The sequence below is a fragment of the Leuconostoc miyukkimchii genome, from assembly GCF_019656055.1.
GTDB classification, from domain to species: domain Bacteria; phylum Bacillota; class Bacilli; order Lactobacillales; family Lactobacillaceae; genus Leuconostoc; species Leuconostoc miyukkimchii.
Map to the genome: position 1 here is coordinate 53,747 of NZ_BPKY01000003.1, position 22,438 is coordinate 76,184.

The window sequence follows — 22,438 nt, forward strand, 5'->3', positions numbered from 1 at the left end:
AAAAACGCTGAAATCAGCGTTTTACAATAATTTTTAATGTTTAAAATGTCGCGATCCAGAAAAGATTAATACAACACCAAGCTCATCTGCTTTGGCAATTGAATCTTTGTCCTTGATTGATCCACCCGGCTCAACAATTGCTTTAATACCGTGATCTGCTGCATACTGTACGGAATCATCCATCGGAAAGAATGCATCAGATGCCAAAACTGCCTGGTCATATCCTGGTTTCTTTTCAGCTTTTTGAATTGCATAAATAACTGAATCAATACGATTTGGTTGACCTGCGCCAATACCCAATGTCTGTCCATCACGTGCCACAACAATGGCATTTGACTTCACATGCTTCACTGCTTTTTGAGCAAATATCATAGCGCGTAATTGTTCATCAGTAGGTTGTGCTTTTGAAACAACTTCAAAATTAGCTTCTGATTCGCCGATTAAATCACGTTCTTGTACGACCACACCGCCTAAGATAGATGTTACTTCTAGATTTTGAGATATTTTTGTTGTGAATGGCAATGTCAATAAACGTAGATTTTTCTTTGCTGACAAAATATCAAACGCTTCTGGTGTAAAACTTGGTGCAATAATGATCTCTAAGAAAATGTTATGCATCTTCTCTGCTGTGGCGACATCAACTTCACGATTCAATGCCACAATGCCACCAAAAATTGAGATATCATCTGCAGCAAATGCCGCATCCCAAGCTACTTCTAAAGTCTGCCCTTGTCCAATACCTGCTGGATTCATATGCTTAACTGTCACAACAGTTGTGTCATCAAATTCAGCAATAATTCGTAAAGCAGCGTCAGCATCACGTATATTATTATAAGACAATTGCTTACCATGTAAAATATTTGCATTCAAAACCGAATAAGATTCTGGCAATGCCGTTGTGTATGCAGCAGCATTTTGATGTGGATTTTCACCGTAACGCATATCATCAAATTTTTCATATGGTAACGTCAAATTTGTTGGAAATTCTGATTTTGTGAGATAGTCAGCAATCAAAGCGTCATAAGCTGCCGTATGTTGAAATACTTTGGCTGCTAATCCTTGACGAAATGCTTCATCAACATGATCTGTCTCTAATTTTTCAATGACCTTATCATAATCAGCTGGATCTATGATTGGTAAAACAGATTGAAAGTTTTTAGCTGCCGAGCGTAACATCGAGGGACCACCAATATCAATATTTTCAATGGCTTCTGCCTCACTAACATTTGGCTTTTGAATTGTTGCCTTAAATGGATATAAATTGACTACAACTAAATCAATTGGTGTGATATTAAATTCCGCTAATTTTGCCATATGTTCCGGCAAATCACGTCGTGCCAATAATCCAGCATGAACACGGGGATGTAATGTTTTTACACGGCCATCCAACATCTCTGGAAAATCCGTCACATCATCAATTGCAATGACATCTAGTCCTGCTTCAGCAAGAACTTTATGTGTGCCACCAGTTGAAACTAGCTCATAACCAAGCTCAACCAATTTTTGGGCAAATGGTACCAGCCCGTTTTTGTCAGAAACACTAAGTAATGCACGTGTCATTTTAAAAATACTCCTTCGTTAAGTAACTGCTCTAATGTGTTTGGATACAAAACATGTTCAACATGATGAATTCGTGTTTCTAAATCTTGTAATGAATCACTGGGTAATCGTGGCACTTTTTGTTGCACAATAATTTCACCAGTGTCAATGCCAGTATCAACAAAATGAACCGTCACGCCAGTAAATTCTACACCTGCTTCATAGGCATCTAAAATACTATGCCTACCTGGAAAGTGAGGTAATAAAGCTGGGTGCAAATTTACAATTTTACCAGCATAGTCATCAATCAATGTTGGCGTCAAAATACGCATGTACCCGGCAAGTAAAATGCCATCAACATCGTCTATTTCAAGTTGTTTTAAAATGGCCTGTTCAGCATCCGTTTTTGTTGCATAATCTGAATATTTAATAAATGTTGCAGGAACACCAAACAACTTTGCCAAATTAAGCGCACCAGCTGTTGATTTATCAACAATTAAGCGTACAATTTTTGCATTGAGTTGACGTTGTAAAACAGCATCATGTAAGGCTTGAAAGTTTGTACCAGTTCCTGAAGCAAATATAGCTAAACGTGCTTTTTTCACCATGGTGCATCCCCTTCAAAAACAACACCACTCTCTTGACCATTAACCATTTCACCAATAATATAAGCTGCTTGATTCGTTTGCGATAATTGTGATATAACTTTTTGAGTATCTTCTGATTTTACAACCAAAACCATGCCTAGCCCATTATTAAACGTTAATAGCATGTCCTCCAAAGACAAGTCTCCAGCTGCTTGTAATTCGTTAAAAATAGGTAGAATAGGCCATGAACCCCAGTTGATTTTAGCAGATAATGTTTTGGCATACGCACGTGGCAAGTTTTCAGTGAGCCCGCCACCCGTGATATGTGCCATTGACTGCACAAATCCTTGTTCAACTAAAGGCCATACGGCCTGCGCATACAACTTTGTTGGTGTTAACAACGTTTCTTGCATGGCAATAGGTAAATCTTTGAAACGCTCACTTGTTGTAATTCCTAAGACTTGTCGAACTAATGAGTAGCCATTCGAATGAATACCTGATGATGGTAACCCAATTAAAACATCACCAACGGCAACATTATTGGGATCCAATAGTTGCTCCCGCTCAGCCACACCAACCGCAAAAGCTGCCAAATCATAGTGGTTTTTGGCATATAAACCTGGTAACTCTGCGCTCTCGCCACCAATAAGTGCCATACCAGACGCCTTTGCAGCCTTTGCAACACCGGTAACAATTTCTGCAACAACTTCTGGTCTCATTTTATCTACTGCTAAATAATCTAGTATGAAAGCTGGTTTTGCACCCTGTGCCAAAATATCATTAGCCACCATGGCCACCAAATCCTGACCAATCGTATTATGTTTATCAGCTGCAATGGCTAATAATAATTTTGTTCCAACGCCATCTGCACCAGACACTAAAACTGGATTTTTGTAGTTAGACCCAAGAGCATATGCCGCGCCGAATCCACCGATGCCATCCAACACATTAGGTGTATATGTATCAGCCACCGCATCTTTCATGAGTTCAACTGCTTGTTCACCCGCTTTAATATCTACACCTGCCTGTTGATAGGCATTTTTTTCAGTCATCATTCTACTCCCTGAATTGTTTGAGAATCTAAATGAATTGTACCATCGTCCAAAATTTCTTCATTACGCAACGATGCCACTTGCCGTGGATGATAAGTCGTGGTTGGTTCAGGCGAAAAGCCAACACGATTTGATGCCACAAATTGATCTAAACTCGCCGCATAGTCGTAAATTGGGCTCGGATAATGACCATCAAAATATGCCGTCGTGAGTCCAGTTCCTTCGCCATCATAAGGTAAATCAATTGCTTCAACCAGACTGTCAACCGATAGGAACCCAATTGAGTCTGCTTCGATTTTATCACGCATTTCATCTAGTGAATTTGTGGCGCCCATTAACTCTTCAGTAGTTTGCATATCAATACCATAAAATGAAGGGAATTTAAATACTGGACTAGCAATCCGAACATGCACTGATTTTGCCCCTGCTTCTTTTAACATTCGGACAATAAACATAGAAGTCGTCCCACGAACAATAGAATCATCCACCAACACGACGTTCTTACCTCGTACAACATCTTTAACCGCACTTAGTTTCATTCTCACAGCACGTTCACGTTTATCTTGTGTTGGTTCAATAAACGTTCGCGCAATATATTGGTTTTTTACCAGACCTAGCTCATTAGGTAAACCTGTAGCCTCAGCAAAACCTGCTGCAGCTGACAAGCTTGAATTAGGTACACCAACAACAATATCTGCCCCTGGTACTGGCTGCTCCTTAGAAAGTGCAGCTCCCATACGTTTTCGAGCTTTATGAACATTCACCCCATAAATAGTTGAATCTGGCCGAGCAAAATAAATGTATTCCATTGAATCAATGTTTAGAGATGTATTCTTAGTGAAAGTATCAATAGTTAGACCGTTATCATCAATTGCAAGTAATTCACCGGGCTGCACATCTCGTACAAACCTTGCACCAACAACATCCAATGCTGCTGTTTCTGACGTCACTATATAATTTCCTTCAGGCATTTGTCCTACGACAAATGGTCGAAAAGCATGTGGATCAAGTGCTGCATACATACCATGCGGTGTCAGCAATAAATAAGCGAATCCTCCACGAACTATATTCAGTGCTTCTTTTAGCTTACCAACAAACGTCGCTGCTTTTGACCTACGAATAAGGTGTAATAAAATTTCTGAATCGGAAGAACTTTGGAAAATAGCGCCTTCTTCTTCTAAATCTTTTCGTAAAGACATTGCATTTGTCAAATTACCATTATGAGCCAACGATATTTGCATATCATGAAAATTCACCATAAGTGGTTGTATATTTTCAACGCCATGTGACCCTGCAGTCGCGTAACGTACATGTCCAATTGCGCTTGTGCCTACCAAAGCACGAATACGCTCTGGATCTCGGAAAACATCACTGAGTAAACCTAATCCACGTTCCTGCCATAAATGACCATTATTATTAGAGACAATACCTGCACCCTCTTGACCACGATGTTGTAGTGCATGCAATCCGTAATAAGTAAGTTGTGCAGCATCTTGACGACCCCAAACACCGAAAATACCACACTCCTCATTAAGACTACGTACATTAACACGTGTTTTTTCAGTTTGGCGGGCTAATTTTTCATCGATTTTTTGTTGTTCTAACCCTCTAATTGCCATGAAATGCTCTCCTGATAGACTTTTTTCACTTCGCGTCGTGATAATGTGACAGTTTGCGTAGTCGTGTTAACGACGATATTATCACCATCTGTTACCGAACCAATTTTAGTGGCCTGTTTACCAGCAAGTTCTTCAAACAGATTGGCTTTTTCCTCTGGTACACTGACAACAAATCGGCTAGGTGTTTCGGCAAACAAATATTTATCTGCTTGGTTAGTGTTCACATTGAAGCTCAGATGACCTGCAAAACTGCTTTCTAGTAAACCAACAATTAAGCCACCTTCTGAAAGATCATGTGCACTGGCAATGAAATCATTTGCGATTGCATCACGCACAAGTGCTTGTGAAGCTAATTCTTGGTCTGAATCAAATTCAAATAATTGCCCCTCAATTTCACCAGTTTGTAACTTTTGAATTTCAGAACCATTAAAACTGTCAGTTGTTTCACCAATAACATAAATACTGTCTGTAGCATGCTTAAATGCAATTGTGGTTGCCTTGGAAACATCATCCAATAAGCCAACCATGCCAATCATTGGTGTTGGATAAATTGCCTGACCATCAGTTTCGTTATATAGTGACACATTACCAGAAATAATTGGCGTATTGAGTTTCTTAGCCATATCATTTATCCCAGCAACAGATTGATCTAATTCATAATAAACTTCTGGATTGTCAGGTGAACCAAAATTCAACCCATCTGTGATACCAATTGGCGTTGCACCAGTAGCTGTGATATTTCGAGCTGCTTCAGCAACGGCCATCTGTGCCCCTACTTTTGGATTTAAATATAAGTACCGTGCATTAACATCCGTTGTCATTGCCAATGCCTTCTGAGTACCACGGACACGAACCAAACTTGCATCGCCACCAGATTTAATCACAGTATCTGTGCGTACCATAGAATCAAAATGACGGAATAATGATGCTTTTGAAGCAATTGTTGCTTGTGCTACTAATGATATAATCGTATTTTTGACATCAGACATATCTGGCTGATATTGTGTTTTTGTAAACTTTGATAACCGCTTTGGTTCAGTCATTATCAAATTTTGTTTTGGCGCGTGAGTTAAGAAATCAATTGGCACATCCGCTACAGTATTATTTTTGAAATTTAAAATGTATCGACCATTATCAGTTACTTCACCAATAATAACTGCATCCAAGTCTGATTCTTGGAACAAGTCAATAATCGCCTGTTCCTCACCACGTTTAACAACTAACACCATACGTTCTTGTGACTCTGACAACATTAGTTCATATGGTGTCATATTTGTTTCACGTTGCGGCACCATATCCAAGTTTAATGTAATACCCATGCCAGCTTTAGCTGCCATTTCTGAACTTGAAGATAATAAACCAGCAGCACCCATGTCTTGAATACCGACAATAATATCAGAATATTCTCTAACTGCCTTAAGCGTTGCATCCATCACTAACTTTTCTAAAAATGGATCTCCCACTTGCACAGCAGATCGATCCGATTCTTGATCTGTTGAGAATTCTGCGGATGCAAACGATGCCCCATTAATACCATCACGACCTGTTTTAGCACCAACATAAATAATTGAGTTACCAACACCATGCGCCTGACCAACCTGCATTGCTGATTGATCCATTAATCCAACAGCCATCACATTTACCAACGGATTACCAGCGTATACATGATCAAAACTAATTTCACCACCAACAGTTGGAATACCAATTGCGTTACCGTAGCCAGCAATTCCAGCAATGACACCATCAACAATATGCTTTGTGTGTGTATCATTTAATTCACCAAATCGAAGTGAATCTAATACTGCAATTGGTTGTGCACCCATAGAAAATATATCTCGTAAAATACCACCAACACCAGTAGCAGCACCTTCGTATGGTTCTACAAAACTGGGATGATTATGACTTTCAGCTTTAAACACTACTGCTTGACCATCACCAATATCTAAAATACCAGCGCCTTCACCCGGTCCTTGTAGTACGCGCTCATTTTTTGACCAAAACTTACGTAAAATTGGCTTAGATTTTTTGTATGAAACATGTTCTGACCACATACCAGAAAAAATGCCTGTTTCTGTAAAGTTGGGTAACCGCTTTAATTCTTTCACAATCAGGTTATACTCTATTTCTGTTAATCCCCATTGCTTATAAATATTAGAATCGCGTACCTGTTCAGGTGAGAGCTCGTTATTTGTGACTGTTGCCATTTTTTTGCCTTTCGTACAACTCATTTCCGTTGCGACTTAAATATGTGTATATGACTGAGTTCGGAAAAATATCTATTCACATTTATGCTTTCGCTAGGATGGTAGATAGCATGCTTTTGAAAAACTTTTGACCGTCAATATTACCTAAAACTTCATCAACCGCACGTTCTGGGTGAGGCATCATACCAAAAACATTACCTTGTTCGTTCATAATACCAGCAATATCATGTGCAGAACCATTTGGATTGTTAACATATCGAAAGACAATTTGGTTATTTTCTTCAAGTTTATTTAAAGTATCTTCATCAGCAAAGAAATTTCCTTCGGCATGCGCAACTGGTATGACGATTTTTTCATCTGACTCATAACTGTTTGTAAATGCTGTTTGACCATTTGTAATACTTAATTCAATATCATCACAGATGAATCCAGTCGTAGCATTACCCAATAATTGCCCTGGCAGTAAACCTGCTTCTGTTAAAATTTGAAAACCATTACAGATACCAACCACTAACTTACCAGCATTAGCTGCTTGAGTCACTGCGCTCATGATTGGTGAAAAACGTGCAATGGCACCAGTTCTAAGATAATCTCCATAAGAGAAACCACCTGGCAAAAAAATTGCATCAAATTCTGCTAAACTATTTTGTTTAGCAGAAACAATTTCTGCATCAACACCAAAATCTTGTAAGGCATACAACATATCAAAATCACAATTTGATCCTGGAAAGCTAATCACAGCTGCTTTCATATAGACACCTCATCTGATACCAAACTTAAATCAAAGCGATAGGTTTCAGTATTTTGATTAATCAGCAGCGCATCTGTAAAACTTTGTACTTCAGCTGTTGCTGTGTCAACATCTTTAGCCTCGAGCTTAACTTCAAAATATTTGCCCTGGGCAACTTGATTGATTCCTGCATAATCCATACGTTTAAGGGCAGCCTTGATCACTTCTCCTTGTGGATCCAAAATTGATGGTTTGTAAGTTACATAAATTTTTGCCAAGTACATGTTTTTCTCCCTAGATAATTTCTTGCAATCGTGTAAGCACTTCGTGATAGCCAACTGTAACATCACCAGAATGTTGTCTAAAAACATCTTTGTCTAATGATTTCCCGGTTTCAATATCGACAAGACGCATGTTATCGGGCGATAACTCATCAGCTAATAAAATATTGCCATCCTTTGTTCGACCAAATTCAAGTTTAAAATCAATTAGTTTTATGCCGACTTTTTCAAATAAACGCGTTAACTTTTTATTAACTACTTGCGATTCTTGACGCAGCTGAGTTAATTCATCGGCTGTAGCAAATCCTAATGCCAGAATTTGAGAATCATTTATAAACGGATCATCCAATTCATCTGATTTATAATAAAATTCTTGCACAATAGGGTCTAACTTTTGCATCGCAACAGCATCGAACTTACTAACAAAATGTCCAGATGCATAATTTCTTGTAACAACTTCAATTGGTAAAATATTTAACTTAGTGACCAGTTCATCTGTTTTTGAAATAGTATATAAATAATGATTGGCTACGCCATTATTAGTGAGGTATGTAAATAATAAATGACTAATTGCACTGTTTAATTCACCTTTTCCACGAATTGTTTCTTTGACTTTGCCATTTAATGCCGTTGCTTGATCAAGGTAATGAATCCACAATATGTCTGGATTATCCGTTGCATATACTTTTTTAGCCTTACCAGTATATTCTAGTGTTGTTCTTGAAATACTACTTTTTTTATATTCAATACTGTCCATGTACCTGACTCCATTCATAAAGTTTTTTGATATTTTCCTCACCAAGCACCGTAATGTGTCCCATCTTTCGATTATGTTTAATCTCTGACTTACCATAATCATGAAAGTGCCACTCCGGATGATTCACTAAATCTTCTCTAGCTTGTTGAATTTCATTTCCCAACAAATTTAACATTAACGCTGGCTTTTTTTGTATGATTTCAGGCAACTTCAGACCAGTAATACTACGGATATGTCCTTCAAATTGTGATATATTGGTTGCTTCAATACTGTAGTGACCTGAGTTATGTGGTCTTGGTGCTAATTCATTTACCCAAATATCGTTATCATTAAGGAATAGTTCAATACCTAATACACCTCGTAAATCAAGTGCATCAGCAATTTTTATGGCTACTTTTTTTATTTTTTCAATATTTAGGTTAGTCATTGTGGCCGGAACATGGCTTGTTTTTAAAATATGATCAACATGTACGTTTTCAGAAACTGGCCACATGGTAACTTCACCATATGCATCGCGAGTCACCATAATACTCACTTCTTTTTCAAATGATATTTTTTGTTCTAATATTAAGTTACCTGATGGAAAATTTGTCAAAATATTATTAACATCTGCTTCACTTTCAACCGACCATTGACCATGTCCGTCATACCCACCACTAACTGTTTTTAAAATCGCTGGTAGTGGTATCTCTTCAATCGCTGTTTTGAAATCCTTTATGGATGTGACAGCAGCAAACTGTGCGACTGGCACTTTGGCGATATCGCGAACAAAATTTTTTTCCACCAAACGATTACTTGTTATCTCAAGTAGTTTGGTGCCTTGTGGTAATGCTGTGTTTTGCTTAGATAATGCTATGGTATCAACATTTTCAAACTCGTATGTTAAAACATCACTCCGTTGTGAAAGTTCATTTAAAGCTCTATCATCATTATATTCAGCAACAATTTGAAAGTCAGATACTTGACCAGCTGGTGACTGTGGTGTTGGATCCAAAACGCCTACTTTGTACCCCATTGCCTTTGCTGAAAGTGCTATCATTTGACCCAATTGTCCGCCACCAATAATTCCGATTGTTGCAGGTGGTAATATAATATTTGTCATATTAATTTCGCCTCACTATCAATCGATTGTTGCGTTTGATTTTTACGAAACTCGGCCAGTTTATGCGCTACATCAATATTGTTTAAAGCGATAATTTGTGCGGCAAGAATCGCTGCATTTTTAGCGCCTGCTTCTCCAATTGCCACAGTGGCAACTGGAATACCTGCTGGCATTTGTACGATAGATAAGAGGGAATCCAATCCATTTAACGCACGCGACTGCATTGGTACACCAATCACTGGAATAATTGTATTAGCAGCAAGCATTCCTGGCAGATGTGCCGCACCACCTGCTCCGGCAATAATTACCTGCAAACCATTATTTTGCGCTTCTTGAGAAAATCTTTGTAATTCTTCAGGCATACGATGAGCAGAAATAATATGTTTTTCGTAAGCGATATCAAGATTATCTAATAAAGCGGTTGTTTTTTGCATGGCTGGCCAATCACTCGTTGATCCCATAACTACTGCAACTTGTGGCATGTTTTTCTCCATTGTTCGTTTTTTGTTCTAAATTACGATTAACAATTATTTTTCGTTCGTTTACAATTCTAATTTAACAGAAAAAAACAAAAAATGCTTCGCTTTTAAATAAGAAATTTCACACAAATAAAAAAATCGTTCGTTTATCACGAACGATTCAATACTTTTTCTCTTTATTTACGAACGTTTGCTTTGTAAGCACTTTCATAAATATAAAATCCTAATATTCGGTTCTATTAATCTTCCAGATTAAATTTAACGACTGGTACGAGCCATCCGCTTTTCAGCGTATCCTAGCGCACGACTAATAGTAAATGTTAAGACAAAATAGATAAGGGAGGTAATCAGAAGTGGGAAAAATGGTTGGAAACTAGCGCCTTGTACAACACCTGTTTGGAACATTAACTCGCCAACACCTATAACAGATACAACTGATCCTTCTTTGATTACTGTGACAAATTCATTACCCAATGCCGGTAGAATATTTTTGATAGCTTGCGGTAAAATAATATAACGCATCGCCTTACCTTTAGATAGACCAAGTGAACGAGCTGCTTCTGTTTGACCATAGTTGACAGAATTAATACCAGAACGAATTATTTCAGCAACATATGCCGCTGAATTTAGACCCATTGCTAATGCACCAGCTGCAAATGCTGACAGATTTAATCCGATCACTTGTGTACCGAAAAATACCATAAAAGCTTGTACCAACAAAGGTGTACCACGTACATATTCAATATATATATTTCCGAGTGATTTAAAAATGAAATTAGGTGATAATTTAAATAACGCAACTATTGTACCTAGTACGACACCAATAATTACTGCAATCGCAGCTAACGCCAAGGTAATACCAGTACCTTTAATAAATAAATTACCATACTTTGCCCAAAATGATTGTTTAGCAAACATTAATGTGTTTGCTTTCTTTTGATATGCTTTTAATTTACCAGACTTAACAATGTCATCAATTGATGTATTAATTTTTGATTGCAACACTGGCGAATTTTTGCGCATTGCAACGGATACTGCACCTTCAGCCTCATTAGGCTTTGGATAAATGACTTGAAATGCTTTATTTTGCTGTGCATAGGCTTCAGAAATAGGATCATTAAGAACAACACCTGAAACTTTTCCAGCTGACAGTTGCGATACTAAGTCTGGTACTTTTTGCAAACTCACTAATTTTGATGCAGACATGTTATTTTGTACAAATGTTTCTTGCGTTGTTTGACGCTGTGCACCAATTTTTTTGCCTACAAACGAATTAACATCAGATGTAAATTGTGGTGCATTTTTTTTGAGAATCAATACTGTCTGTTTTGGTGACATATATGATTTTGAAAAATCAACCACCTTTTCACGTTCTGGCGTTGCATTAATACCTGAAATAATTACATCAATCTTACCTGTTTGCACAGCCCCGATTAATCCATCAAATCCCATTTCCTTAATTTGTAGTTTAACGCCCAAATCTTTTGCGATTTGTTTGGCCATATCTACTTCAAAACCAACGATTTGATCTCGACCATTAATTGTTGTATGAAACTCGAATGGTGCATAATCAGCTGACAAACCAACAATCATTACACCACGCTTTTTAATCGCACTATATGCTGGATCAGTTTCTGCAGCTTGTGCTTGTGGCACAAATGACAAGAGTAAGGGAATAAGTAATAACAACCCTACAGCCATGATTACGAATTTTTTTATAGTTTTATATATCATTTCTTCAATTCTCCTATATCCTAATTAACGTTATTAATCATAACCTGTTATGAATTTTTATGCAACATTATCACGCTGTTATTCATAAAAATATGTATATTACACGTTTTTTGTATAAAACGACATAAAAAAACGCCACATAGTGACGTCACCTGTTGTAAGTATCTATAGGCCATGTTTTGTTCCAGTAATATGCAGGCACATATTACCTTCGGTAATCATCTATCTAAGTTTGTTATCAAACCATACCAACCATCGCTTCTATTCGCTAGATCAGCCGCCCCTACCAAAAGTTTGGGTTGCCCACTTGTGGGGTTTACCTCGTCTCAAACAATAGCTTTCACTAATGCGTACGTTTCTATGGCACCTTCGAGCCTATTCAGACATAGCCGAAGCCTTAACCCTTTCGACCGCCGTAACATCTCTGTCCCTGGGTTTATTTTTTATCCCAGCACAATCACTACAATCATCACAGATTGTGTGAGCATGGACCTTCCTCACGCTAGAAATATAACGCGCAATTACCCGATACTTACAAATTATTTTAAAACATTAATGTCAAACAATGCGTGATGCTTACTTCACATTGTCGTTATCATTTCCAAATACAGCACGTTCTAAGTTAGCAACACGTTTAATCAAATCTAAATTAGTTACAACTTGAGCCGGCTTTGGTGCTTCGACAACTGGTATAACAACATCAGGCGTCTCAGAAGTAACTTCTGATCGAACAACTTGTGATTGTTGTTTTACAGCAACCAGTTGTTCTTGTGAAGATTTCAATGCTGTCTGCAAACGTGCAACTTCATTTTGCAACTGGTCAACACGACCAGCATAAGCACCATAATCCTTGATGATGTCATCCAAAAAGCTATCAACATCAGCGGGATCATAACCAACACCCATTCGCTTTTGTTTAAAAACGCGTTCTAGAATATCTTTTTGCGTGTACTTTACTTGTTCCACAAGTTCACACCTCATTTATTTTTTTACTCATTCTATATTACCAATAAATTACTAAAATTACAAGTTTATTGATTATTCATTTATTTGAATGTTTCTACTCATGTTGTGTTTCTTCATATTCAGTTGCAAACTCTTGTAGTTGATCCATATTAATCATTGTCAGAGGATATGGCGTAACACTTTGTTGTTTCTGGATAACATGATAATCGTACAGCGGTTTTCCTTCAAATTCTACATCATAGACCAATACTGCACCATCAGTATGTTCAAGCATAAATTGCTGATAATTTTGTAATTGCCGTGGTCCTTTATACTCTTCATTTGAAACACTTTTAGAAAAATCACTTTGAGCAAGTAATCGGTTGAGTTTAGCTTGGTTGTCTGTACTCCACTGGCTCCCAAATTTCTGAAAAGGCATCATGATTGCAAGCTTTAATGTTGGAAACTCTTTTTTTAAATCAGAAACAACCTCTATTGTCCATTGTTCAACGCCCAATTGTCCACCAGTTATAACCCATTCAAGTCCATTATCAATTTGTTCTCTTAGTGTGCGTTCTAGACCATACTTAATCACTTTAATTTTTGGATCTGCATCACCAAATGTACCCATTTCGTAGCTACGATAGCCAGTTATCCATAGTCTTGACATCTCATTTACCTCTAAAATAAAAGTCTTGCCTAAGCAAGACTTCTAACACAAATTAATTATTACCAGATGTAGCCCCTACCGCTGCAGAACCTGAAATTCCTGCTTCAGCCGGTGTTTCGCCGGATTGCGGTATTGAATTAACTAGTGGCAAGCCACCATTACTCCATTTTTGACCACGTACTTCGTATTCCACAATGTTTCCTCTGACCTTTGGCACCACTGTATCGGGTGCTGTCCAATCAGTATTGGGTTTGTTTTGCATTGCATATGACATGACTCTTTGATAATATTGTGCGGGCAAGTCCTGATATTCCCAAGGTATATAATCACGCGGCCAATCATAGCCAGTCCAAACAGACAACGTATATGATTTCGTGAATCCTGTAAACCAAGAATCTTTGATTGCTCTACTTGGCATATTTTCATTATCGCCATAAGCAACCAGACCAGACTTACCCGCTTGATGCAATCCTGGAATTGCTGCATCATTAGCGGTAGCGTTAGGTTTAATAGTTCCTTTTAACATGTCAGTTAACATGAACGCTGTGCTGGACTTCATTGCCCTTTTACCTGTGACATTATAGTTATGTGTTGTGCCATCTGCTGTTACAATTTTTGTAATATAAGTTGGCTTGTAGTACGTTCCACCGTTGGCAATAGCTCCAAATGCTCCAGCTTCTTCTTCTGTTGAAGCTGGAATACCAATGGCATCTTGACCACCAGGCACAGTGCTCGTAGGAATACCAAGACCATTAACAAATTTGGCAGCATTCGTACCACCAACCTCTTCCAAAGTTCGTGCCGCTGGCGCATTACGTGACTGCGTTAAAGCGGATCTCATTGTCATGTTGCCCATGTCACGCCTATCCCAACTATACACATCTGTATCTGTACCAGGATATCTAAATTTTTTATCTTCGACAGTTCGATATGTTGGCCAGTTCAGATACTCAATAGCAGGTCCATAATCTAGCAGTGGTTTAATAGAAGAACCAGCCGAACGACCAGTCAATTTCGCATGATTAGTTGCCTGTAATACGTCAGTATTACGACCACCGATTTGAGCAACGACCTTACCATTAGTTGGATCTGTCATTGTTGCCCCAATTTGTGCATCTGCCGAAGGAAAAGCTACAGTATTGCCGTTGGCAGTGTCATACATATACTGTTGCATGTTTGAATCCATGTTTGTATAGATTTTCAGTCCAGACTTTGTCGTATCATAACCTAGTGCTTTAGCCTCAGCTAACGTGGATTGAACATAAGCGTCAGCCACACGACGACCATTGTTTGCTAAATTGATTTTTGCCGTTAAATCTTGTAATCCATCAGTCACTGGTGTTTTAATTGCAGCATCTGCTTGATTTTGCGTGATTGCGCCATACTTGACCATAGCAGATAATACGGTATTACGCCGCTCTCTTGCTCGCGAAGGATCTTTTAAGTATGGGTCATAGTAGGTGGGTGACTGTGGCATCCCAGCGAGTAATGCAATTTGACCCAAAGACAGCTGTGTTAACGGTTTTCCGTAAAAATATTCGGAGGCCGTTTTCATACCTGAAACACCATGTCCCATATAAACTTTATTCATATAGAAAGTTAGTATTTCATTTTTTGAAAAATTCTTTTCTACTCGCATGGCTAACCAAGCTTCTTGCGCCTTACGCTTGATTGTTTGATCAGCAGTAGACGTGCTAAACACGGAAAGTTTAACAAGCTGTTGTGTTAAGGTTGAGCCCCCCTGCATACCTAATGATGAGCCTCTAACGTTAGCCAATGCTGCCCCAGCAATACGAATAGGGTCAACACCATTATGCTTGTAGAAACGACGATCTTCAGTCGCTACAACCGCTTGTTTTAATTGTTTAGGAATCTCATTTGAATTGGCATAGTCACGCTCTACTGTTGACAATTTCCATATGCTTTTTTCTTGACTATCATAAATAGCACTAGAAGGTTCAGATGCTAAATTAGACTCTGTAATATTAGGTGCATCATTAGCATATGTAATAAACACTGCAAAACCAGACAAACCTGCAATTATACCCAAAAGAAATAGCCATAGGATTATTGTAAGAAACCATCGTCGCTTTTTACGAGGCTTTTTTGGTCCACCACCATTATAATTTTGCTTTTTTGTAACTGGTGGCTCGGTTGCGGGATGATTATCGTACATATTTTGGTTACGATTGACACGCGACCATTTATTCTCATTTGACATAATTACTGGCGTACTCCTAATTGTTAGTTTAAATGTTCAAAATATTGATCAACAGCTTTTAAATAGTCTAAACTTGGGTTTAGACTATTTGGTACAGCATAACTATCTCGCACAATTTCCTGGTAACTAATTGACTGCTTACCATTTAATTTCTGCCACTGCGTGATTAAATTTTGAGCTGGATAAACATATGTTTCATTTAAACTTGTAAATTTAATAATCACAAAACCAACACCATTTTGGGATAAAATACCGGCAAGATGTACAATTTGATGTTCATGGAAGTTTTTTAGAGGAAAACTTGTTTTGTTTTTAGTTTCTTTTGCATCAAAATCGATATAGCGTCCTTGATAAACACCATTATAATCAGTTGTTGACGCTTGTTTAAAATAAGCTTCGGTAATTTTGGCTGCGGAACGCGCCGGGTAATCAACCTTTACAATTGTAACTGGGGTGGGCTTTTTATGAATCACTGCTAAATGATTGGCGAGGTAGTATTCATTTGCAAGATTTATTTCATCCTCTAAACCCATACCACGCTTACCAAATGTCAAAGCTTTTTTAGTTGTTTTTCCCGTACGCATCGTGTTACTGATATCACTGATACGGTGGGTTCCAGTAGGATAATTGATTGCCATTATTCCCCCAACTTTAAATTTAAACCAATATATTTACTATTTTACCATAAAAAAAGATGACAAGTTGAAACTTGTCATCTGTCACAAAATAGTGTTATGAACTCGGTTTAATATAAGACTGAAAATACTATTCCCACTCAACTGTTGCTGGTGGCTTAGCCGTAATATCATAGACAACACGATTAATGTGACCAACCTCATTGACAATTCGAGCTGATATCTTCTGTAATAGCTCCCATGGTAACTGCGCAAAATCAGCTGTCATACCATCAACAGAAGTAATTGCTCGGATAGCGATGGTATAATCATACGTACGGTAATCACCCATAACACCCACTGAGCGAACACCTGTCAACACTGTGAAATATTGCCAAACATCAGCTTCCAGTCCGGCTTTAGCAATTTCATCACGTAAAATCCAGTCAGAATCTCTAACAATTTCTAGCTTATCTTCTGTAATGTCACCTAAAATACGAATCCCAAGTCCTGGACCAGGGAACGGTTGACGCCAAACCATTTCGTGTGGCATATCCAATGCCTCACCCAACTCGCGAACCTCATCCTTAAACAATTTATTAAGGGGCTCAATTAACTTAAATTGTAAGTCTTCTGGTAAGCCGCCAACATTATGGTGCGACTTAATTGTTTGTGCAGTATCTGTGCCAGATTCAATAACATCAGTATACAATGTACCTTGTGCCAAAAACTCAATACCGTCTAGTTTAGTTGCTTCGTCATTAAAAACTTGAATGAATTCATTACCAATTATTTTACGCTTTTGTTCAGGATCAGTTACACCTGCTAACTTTGACAAAAAACGTTCTTGCGCGTCTACTTTAATAATATTTAGACCAAATTGCTTACCCATCATTTCCATGACTTGGCTAGCTTCATTTTTACGTAACAAACCGTGGTCAACAAATATTGAAGTTAATTGATTCCCAATAGCTTTGTGAAGCAACACGCCAACAACTGATGAATCCACGCCACCAGAAAGGCCAAGTAATACTTTTTTATCACCGACAACTTCACGAATATGTGCAACTTGCTCGTCAATAAAACCACTCATATCCCAGTTAGGATTTGCCTGTGCAATGTCTAACACAAAATTCTTTAAAATTTGCTTACCATGTTCTGAAAGTGTTGTTTCCGCATGAAATTGTACACCGTAAAGGCGACGTTCTTCATTAGCAATCGCTGCAATTGGTGTCGCTTTGGAGCCACCAGTTACAACAAAACCACTAGGTAAGTCAACAACATTATCTGAATGACTCATCAAAACAGTTTGACTTGTGGGTGTATTAGCAAATAAACGACCACTTTGTTCAGTTTGGTTCAAAATTGTTTGACCAAATTCACCATTACCTATGTTGGCTTCAACTTTTCCGCCAAGATTTTGCGCCATTAATTGCATACCATAACATACGCCAAGTACTGGCACGCCGAGATTAAAAATTTCATCATCAATGGTGAAGGAATCATCTTCATATACTGATTTAGGCCCACCTGATAAAATAATAGCTTTAGGATTATATGCTTTCACTTCATCAACTGTCATATTACGCGACTTTAATTCAGAAAAAACACCTAATTCACGGATACGCCTGGTAATCAATTGGTTATACTGACTACCGTAATCCAATACTAAAACTTTGTCGGCATTTAGATCAGCCATGTTATTCTCCTTTATGTCTAAAAAATAATGCTCATGTCATATCGACTTTTAAATTAATCACTCTAAAAAATGGATTTATTAATTCATAAGAGATTATTTGGCGTAGTTCGGTGCTATTTTAGTAATTTCAACATCATGTGGATGTGATTCACGAAGACCATTATCAGTAATTTGAACAAATTGCGCTGTTAACTTTAAATCTGCAACTGTTGATGAACCTGTATAACCCATTCCAGCGCGTAAACCGCCATCAGACTGAAATATTGCATCATCAATAGACATGTTACCACCAACGAATGTGCCATCAGCCTCCAAAACTTCACCCTTGAGTAAGTCAGTAACTAATGTTGCATCCGCTCCTGCAGCGATCGCTTTGACAACATCGCCTGAATAATGAACACCACCAGATGAAATCACTGCCTTATCAAATTCAGCTGCTACTTCAGCAATCGCCAGTGTTGTGGTCAAAAATGGATAAAATGTGTTATTTGGTAAGTAGGAATCTACGGAACGGCCAGCAATTACTGCATCTACACCATCTTGATATAATGCCCCTGCAATACCAGCATCTTCAATGACACCAACTGCCAAAAATACGGTTGGAAATGCCTTTCGAACAGCTTTAACAATATCATTTGTTTGTTTACTTAATGTATCATGCAGATAGAAAAATATTGCGTCTGCTCCAGCTGCGATAAGCTTTTCAACACGAATTTGTGCCCCAGTCGTTAACCAAACTTCAGCAGCAATTCGAACCCGCCCTTTTGAATCCAAGAAAGCATTTGGATATTTTTTCAAGTCAACTTCTGTAGCCTTAGCCGCTGAAACAGCAGCCATCTGTCCAGAAATATCTTCTTGTTCTGCAATGACACCCAAGCCACCATTTAATGCAGTAGCAGCAGCGCGTGTATCTGTTGCTACCCCATTTGCTTCAGAAATAAGTGGGATATTTAAGATGAAATCATCAGCTAATTTTGTTGCTAAGGACACTGTATGTGGTAACACATTTGAAGCACCAGGTACAAGTAGCACTTGGTCGTAACCAAGTCCTTGATTTTCGTTATTTTTTTCAGACATATTTTTTTCTCCGCAAATTAATCTTTAAAACGTTGGAATTTTAACTACTGTTTTAATATTTGACAATTCTGCCTCATAATCAATACCATCAATGTCACGAACAAAATGATTTTGTGACTTCAAATCAGCAATTGTTTTTGTGCCCATGTTTGACATTTCTTCGCGAATATTTGTTGTGATTGTTGATACAATATCAGCCAATGATCCTTTGTATTGAACACGTGCTTCAATACCCTCTGGCACCATTTTTCTTGCTTCGTTGACTTCGCCTTGGAAATAGCGATCTTTAGAACCAGCTTCCATTGCAGCGATTGAACCCATGCCACGATATGTCTTATACTTTTTACCATTATCTTCAAATACGACACCTGGTGTTTCCTCAGTACCTGAAAACATTGAGCCCAACATGACCGCATTGCCACCAGCTGCAAGTGCTTTAACAATATCTTCAGATGTTTTAGCACCGCCATCAGCAATAATAGATTTTCCACGCCTAGTTGCTTCTTCAGCAGCATCACGCACAGCTGATATTTGCGGCACACCAATACCCGCTACAACACGTGTTGTACAAATAGAGCCTGGTCCAATACCAATTTTGACCACATCAGCGCCCGCATCATATAGAGCTGATGCACCTTCTGTTGTTGCAATATTACCAGCAATAATATTGACCTCTGGGAAAGCATCTCGGACTTCTGACACTTTACGTAAAACACCTTCTGAATGCCCATGTGCTGAATCTAATACGATTGCGTCTACACCAACAGCCACCATCGCTTCAACGCGTTTTACTGTATCCGAAGTGACACCAACGGCGCCTGCAACGATTAACGCACCTTGCGCATCAACAGCCGCATTTGGATACTGTGCGCTATCAAAAGTAGCACTTTTGACTAGTTTCACTTCATCTGCTTGTTCAGCAATCGTCATATTTTTATGAATAACACCCAAACCACCAAGCTTAGCCAATTCTATTGCCAAACGTGATTCCGTCACTGTATCCATTGCTGCTGAAATTAACGGTATCTTCAATGTCAATGTTGGCGTGAGTTTGGTACCAATAAACGCATCTGCGGCCTTAACCGTTGTATCTTGGTCATAAACCAACTTTATGTCATCAAACGTTAAACCCATTTTTGCAAACTTGTTGCGTGAGCTGAACTTAGGTTTTTCATCATCTAAGAAAAATTTTTGCATGAGATCCTCCGATTTTTAACGTGAAAAATATGCATAGATCATTATTTTTCACTTTTTTGTCTGCTTGGCCTTTTTGTCAACACCATTGTTAACTGATCCGCCGAAAGATAATTGTTATTAAAATTGAAACTTAACTACAAAAAAACACTTGGGATACACAGATCCACAAATGTTTAGGCAACATCATTAACGTTGCTTGACATTTGCGAATAGTCACGAGATTTGGTACGTGGTAGAAACTGCTGGCCATTTTCCAGCGATATATCTGCAAACAAATGATTTAGTTGTTGGTATTACTTTACCGGTTTTTATGAGAAAAATCAACCCTCAATTCGTGTAACATTGGATTATAATTGTTAATATACTACAATGCCAAGGATACTAAAAAAAAGCTAACCAACACCAATTTTTTAAAATAAAAAACAGACAATAACCATTGTCTGTTTTTTGTTTTACATTTTTTCTAAACGAGCAATACGCTCTTCAATAGGTGGATGTGTATCAAAGAGATGCTTTTTGTTTTTTAATGGATTACTAATATATAATGCAGCAGATGAAGAATCAACATCTTGCATTGGTTTTGCCGCACCTAATTTCCGTAATGCAGATATCAACTCTTGGGGATTTCGTGTCAGTTCAACACTTCCCGCATCTGCCAAATATTCACGATTCCGCGATATCGCCATCTGTATCATACCAGCAACCAACGGCGCTAAGACCATCACGAGGATTGAAAACACAAGTAACAATACTTGCAGGCCATTACCACCACCGTTATTGTTATCACGGTTATCACGGCTACGTCCGCCACTGCCAAAAATCCACCAGTGACTACCTAGATTAGTGAGTAATGTAATTGCTGCTGCTAAAGCTAATGCAATTGTTGATATGCGAATATCGTAATTACGAACATGACTCATTTCGTGTCCAATAACACCTTCAAGCTCATTACGATCCATAACCGATAACAATCCTGTCGTCGCGGCAACAGCGGCATTCTTGGGACTATTTCCCGTTGCAAAAGCATTAGGACTGTCATCTTGAATAATAAACACGCGAGGCATTGGCAACTGTGCTACCATTGCCATATCTTCAACCGTATGCCATAACTCAGGCGCTTGATCTGCTTGTGTTATTTCTTGACCGTGATTCATTGCCATAACAACGTTAGTCGAGTTACTAATCATGATGACAGTATAAACAGCACCAATAAGCAATGCGCCTATAACACCTGTTTCTAAGGAATCAAGTAATAAATAGCCGACCGCAGCACCAACAACGCCCACTAAAATGAGAAAACCAACCAATAGCACAATGGTTCGTCGCTTATTTGATTGTATCTGCTCATATAACATTAAAATTTAACCGTTGGTACTTCTTTTTCATTTTCTGGTACAGCAATAAATTCACTTGGCTCAAAATGGTGAATACCTGCAACGATATTACTAGGAAAAGATTGCAACTTTGCGTTGTAGTTTGCCGTTGTCGTATTGAATAGTTGACGTGAATAAGCAATTTTATTCTCAGTATTTGTCAACTCTTCTTGTAGTTTTGTAAAGTTTGCACTTGCTTTCAAATCAGGATAGGCTTCTGCCACGGCAAACAAATGTGTTAATGCACCAGTCAATTGATCAGACGCAGCCATTGTTGCTGCTGGTCCTTGTGCATTATTAACGTTGGCACGTGCGTCTGTAACCGCTTGTAACGTTGTCTTTTCAAAATCAGCATAACCTTTAACAGTGTTAACTAAGTTTGGGATTAAATCATTTCGACGCTTGAGTTGCACATCAATTTGACTCCAAGACTCCTGTGTTTGCATGCGATACTTGACCAAACTGTTGTATATGCCGACCCAAATAATTGCAATTAATACGATTACGCCAATAATAACTATCAGTGTCATATATTTACCTCTTTCTTTTTATACACTT

20 protein-coding genes, 1 other RNA gene and 1 riboswitch are annotated in these 22,438 nt (G+C 38.2%); all 21 genes read right to left on the reverse strand.

The genetic code is table 11. The features are described from left to right. Window positions 1-33: 33 nt before the first annotated feature. The gene (purH, locus tag K5Q13_RS03595; RefSeq protein WP_220740021.1) at window positions 34-1,560 is read right to left on the reverse strand and encodes a bifunctional phosphoribosylaminoimidazolecarboxamide formyltransferase/IMP cyclohydrolase; all 1,527 of its coding nucleotides are present in this window, start codon (window positions 1,558-1,560) and stop codon (window positions 34-36) included. Continuing rightward, the gene (gene purN, locus K5Q13_RS03600; protein ID WP_220740023.1) at window positions 1,557-2,147 is read right to left on the reverse strand and encodes a phosphoribosylglycinamide formyltransferase; all 591 of its coding nucleotides are present in this window, start codon (window positions 2,145-2,147) and stop codon (window positions 1,557-1,559) included. The genes purH and purN overlap by 4 nt, the downstream gene beginning before the upstream one ends. After that, window positions 2,141-3,178, reverse strand: coding sequence for a phosphoribosylformylglycinamidine cyclo-ligase (gene purM / locus K5Q13_RS03605; RefSeq protein WP_220740024.1), 1,038 nt, complete (start codon window positions 3,176-3,178; stop codon window positions 2,141-2,143). The genes purN and purM overlap by 7 nt, the downstream gene beginning before the upstream one ends. Continuing rightward, the gene (purF, locus tag K5Q13_RS03610) at window positions 3,178-4,797 is read right to left on the reverse strand and encodes an amidophosphoribosyltransferase (RefSeq protein ID WP_220740026.1); all 1,620 of its coding nucleotides are present in this window, start codon (window positions 4,795-4,797) and stop codon (window positions 3,178-3,180) included. Before purF ends, purM begins: the two co-directional genes overlap by 1 nt. Then, window positions 4,779-7,001 (reverse strand): phosphoribosylformylglycinamidine synthase subunit PurL, encoded by a 2,223-nt coding sequence (gene purL, locus K5Q13_RS03615; protein ID WP_220740028.1) that lies wholly within the window; start codon window positions 6,999-7,001, stop codon window positions 4,779-4,781. Before purL ends, purF begins: the two co-directional genes overlap by 19 nt. A gap of 82 nt (window positions 7,002-7,083) precedes the next feature. Beyond that, the gene (gene purQ / locus K5Q13_RS03620; protein WP_220740030.1) at window positions 7,084-7,752 is read right to left on the reverse strand and encodes a phosphoribosylformylglycinamidine synthase subunit PurQ; all 669 of its coding nucleotides are present in this window, start codon (window positions 7,750-7,752) and stop codon (window positions 7,084-7,086) included. Continuing rightward, window positions 7,749-8,015, reverse strand: a complete 267-nt coding sequence (gene purS, locus K5Q13_RS03625; protein WP_220740032.1) for a phosphoribosylformylglycinamidine synthase subunit PurS — start codon at window positions 8,013-8,015, stop codon at window positions 7,749-7,751. The genes purQ and purS overlap by 4 nt, the downstream gene beginning before the upstream one ends. A gap of 10 nt (window positions 8,016-8,025) precedes the next feature. Further along, window positions 8,026-8,769, reverse strand: a complete 744-nt coding sequence (locus tag K5Q13_RS03630) for a phosphoribosylaminoimidazolesuccinocarboxamide synthase (RefSeq protein WP_220740035.1) — start codon at window positions 8,767-8,769, stop codon at window positions 8,026-8,028. After that, a complete protein-coding gene (gene purK, locus K5Q13_RS03635) occupies window positions 8,756-9,871 on the reverse strand; it encodes a 5-(carboxyamino)imidazole ribonucleotide synthase (protein WP_220740037.1) in 1,116 nt (371 codons plus the stop codon). Before purK ends, K5Q13_RS03630 begins: the two co-directional genes overlap by 14 nt. Beyond that, window positions 9,868-10,353, reverse strand: coding sequence for a 5-(carboxyamino)imidazole ribonucleotide mutase (gene purE / locus K5Q13_RS03640; protein ID WP_220740039.1), 486 nt, complete (start codon window positions 10,351-10,353; stop codon window positions 9,868-9,870). Before purE ends, purK begins: the two co-directional genes overlap by 4 nt. Window positions 10,354-10,608: 255 nt before the next feature. Then, the gene (locus K5Q13_RS03645) at window positions 10,609-12,084 is read right to left on the reverse strand and encodes an ABC transporter substrate-binding protein/permease (protein ID WP_220740041.1); all 1,476 of its coding nucleotides are present in this window, start codon (window positions 12,082-12,084) and stop codon (window positions 10,609-10,611) included. Window positions 12,085-12,247: 163 nt separating this feature from the next. After that, window positions 12,248-12,617: RNase P RNA component class B (gene rnpB, locus K5Q13_RS03650), an RNA gene on the reverse strand. 43 nt (window positions 12,618-12,660) lie between these two features. Further along, a complete protein-coding gene (locus K5Q13_RS03655; protein ID WP_220740043.1) occupies window positions 12,661-13,050 on the reverse strand; it encodes a DivIVA domain-containing protein in 390 nt (129 codons plus the stop codon). Window positions 13,051-13,144: 94 nt separating this feature from the next. Continuing rightward, window positions 13,145-13,699 (reverse strand): SLOG family protein, encoded by a 555-nt coding sequence (locus K5Q13_RS03660; RefSeq protein ID WP_220740044.1) that lies wholly within the window; start codon window positions 13,697-13,699, stop codon window positions 13,145-13,147. A 52-nt stretch (window positions 13,700-13,751) separates the two neighbouring features. Continuing rightward, on the reverse strand, window positions 13,752-15,920 hold the full coding sequence (locus K5Q13_RS03665; RefSeq protein ID WP_220740046.1) for a transglycosylase domain-containing protein: 2,169 nt from the start codon (window positions 15,918-15,920) through the stop codon (window positions 13,752-13,754). 23 nt (window positions 15,921-15,943) lie between these two features. Next, window positions 15,944-16,558, reverse strand: a complete 615-nt coding sequence (gene recU / locus K5Q13_RS03670; protein ID WP_220740048.1) for a Holliday junction resolvase RecU — start codon at window positions 16,556-16,558, stop codon at window positions 15,944-15,946. A gap of 127 nt (window positions 16,559-16,685) precedes the next feature. Beyond that, window positions 16,686-18,233, reverse strand: a complete 1,548-nt coding sequence (guaA, locus tag K5Q13_RS03675; RefSeq protein ID WP_220740050.1) for a glutamine-hydrolyzing GMP synthase — start codon at window positions 18,231-18,233, stop codon at window positions 16,686-16,688. A 93-nt stretch (window positions 18,234-18,326) separates the two neighbouring features. Next, window positions 18,327-19,310, reverse strand: coding sequence for an IMP dehydrogenase (locus K5Q13_RS03680; RefSeq protein WP_220740052.1), 984 nt, complete (start codon window positions 19,308-19,310; stop codon window positions 18,327-18,329). Between the two features lie 24 nt (window positions 19,311-19,334). After that, the gene (gene guaB, locus K5Q13_RS03685; RefSeq protein ID WP_220740054.1) at window positions 19,335-20,507 is read right to left on the reverse strand and encodes an IMP dehydrogenase; all 1,173 of its coding nucleotides are present in this window, start codon (window positions 20,505-20,507) and stop codon (window positions 19,335-19,337) included. A gap of 190 nt (window positions 20,508-20,697) precedes the next feature. Continuing rightward, window positions 20,698-20,794, reverse strand: a riboswitch (purine riboswitch). Between the two features lie 165 nt (window positions 20,795-20,959). Then, the gene (gene htpX / locus K5Q13_RS03690; RefSeq protein ID WP_220740056.1) at window positions 20,960-21,862 is read right to left on the reverse strand and encodes a zinc metalloprotease HtpX; all 903 of its coding nucleotides are present in this window, start codon (window positions 21,860-21,862) and stop codon (window positions 20,960-20,962) included. Next, window positions 21,862-22,410, reverse strand: a complete 549-nt coding sequence (locus tag K5Q13_RS03695) for a LemA family protein (protein WP_220740058.1) — start codon at window positions 22,408-22,410, stop codon at window positions 21,862-21,864. The genes htpX and K5Q13_RS03695 overlap by 1 nt, the downstream gene beginning before the upstream one ends. Window positions 22,411-22,438: the final 28 nt, after the last annotated feature.

Coding starts and splice junctions, on each gene's coding strand:
- purH (WP_220740021.1), bottom strand. CDS start 1,560: ATGACACGTGCATTACTTAGTGTTTCTGACAAAAACGGGCTGGTACCA.
- purN (WP_220740023.1), bottom strand. CDS start 2,147: ATGGTGAAAAAAGCACGTTTAGCTATATTTGCTTCAGGAACTGGTACA.
- purM (WP_220740024.1), bottom strand. CDS start 3,178: ATGACTGAAAAAAATGCCTATCAACAGGCAGGTGTAGATATTAAAGCG.
- purF (WP_220740026.1), bottom strand. CDS start 4,797: ATGGCAATTAGAGGGTTAGAACAACAAAAAATCGATGAAAAATTAGCC.
- purL (WP_220740028.1), bottom strand. CDS start 7,001: ATGGCAACAGTCACAAATAACGAGCTCTCACCTGAACAGGTACGCGAT.
- purQ (WP_220740030.1), bottom strand. CDS start 7,752: ATGAAAGCAGCTGTGATTAGCTTTCCAGGATCAAATTGTGATTTTGAT.
- purS (WP_220740032.1), bottom strand. CDS start 8,015: ATGTACTTGGCAAAAATTTATGTAACTTACAAACCATCAATTTTGGAT.
- K5Q13_RS03630 (WP_220740035.1), bottom strand. CDS start 8,769: ATGGACAGTATTGAATATAAAAAAAGTAGTATTTCAAGAACAACACTA.
- purK (WP_220740037.1), bottom strand. CDS start 9,871: ATGACAAATATTATATTACCACCTGCAACAATCGGAATTATTGGTGGC.
- purE (WP_220740039.1), bottom strand. CDS start 10,353: ATGCCACAAGTTGCAGTAGTTATGGGATCAACGAGTGATTGGCCAGCC.
- K5Q13_RS03645 (WP_220740041.1), bottom strand. CDS start 12,084: ATGATATATAAAACTATAAAAAAATTCGTAATCATGGCTGTAGGGTTG.
- K5Q13_RS03660 (WP_220740044.1), bottom strand. CDS start 13,699: ATGTCAAGACTATGGATAACTGGCTATCGTAGCTACGAAATGGGTACA.
- K5Q13_RS03665 (WP_220740046.1), bottom strand. CDS start 15,920: ATGTCAAATGAGAATAAATGGTCGCGTGTCAATCGTAACCAAAATATG.
- recU (WP_220740048.1), bottom strand. CDS start 16,558: ATGGCAATCAATTATCCTACTGGAACCCACCGTATCAGTGATATCAGT.
- guaA (WP_220740050.1), bottom strand. CDS start 18,233: ATGGCTGATCTAAATGCCGACAAAGTTTTAGTATTGGATTACGGTAGT.
- K5Q13_RS03680 (WP_220740052.1), bottom strand. CDS start 19,310: ATGTCTGAAAAAAATAACGAAAATCAAGGACTTGGTTACGACCAAGTG.
- guaB (WP_220740054.1), bottom strand. CDS start 20,507: ATGCAAAAATTTTTCTTAGATGATGAAAAACCTAAGTTCAGCTCACGC.
- htpX (WP_220740056.1), bottom strand. CDS start 21,862: ATGTTATATGAGCAGATACAATCAAATAAGCGACGAACCATTGTGCTA.
- K5Q13_RS03695 (WP_220740058.1), bottom strand. CDS start 22,410: ATGACACTGATAGTTATTATTGGCGTAATCGTATTAATTGCAATTATT.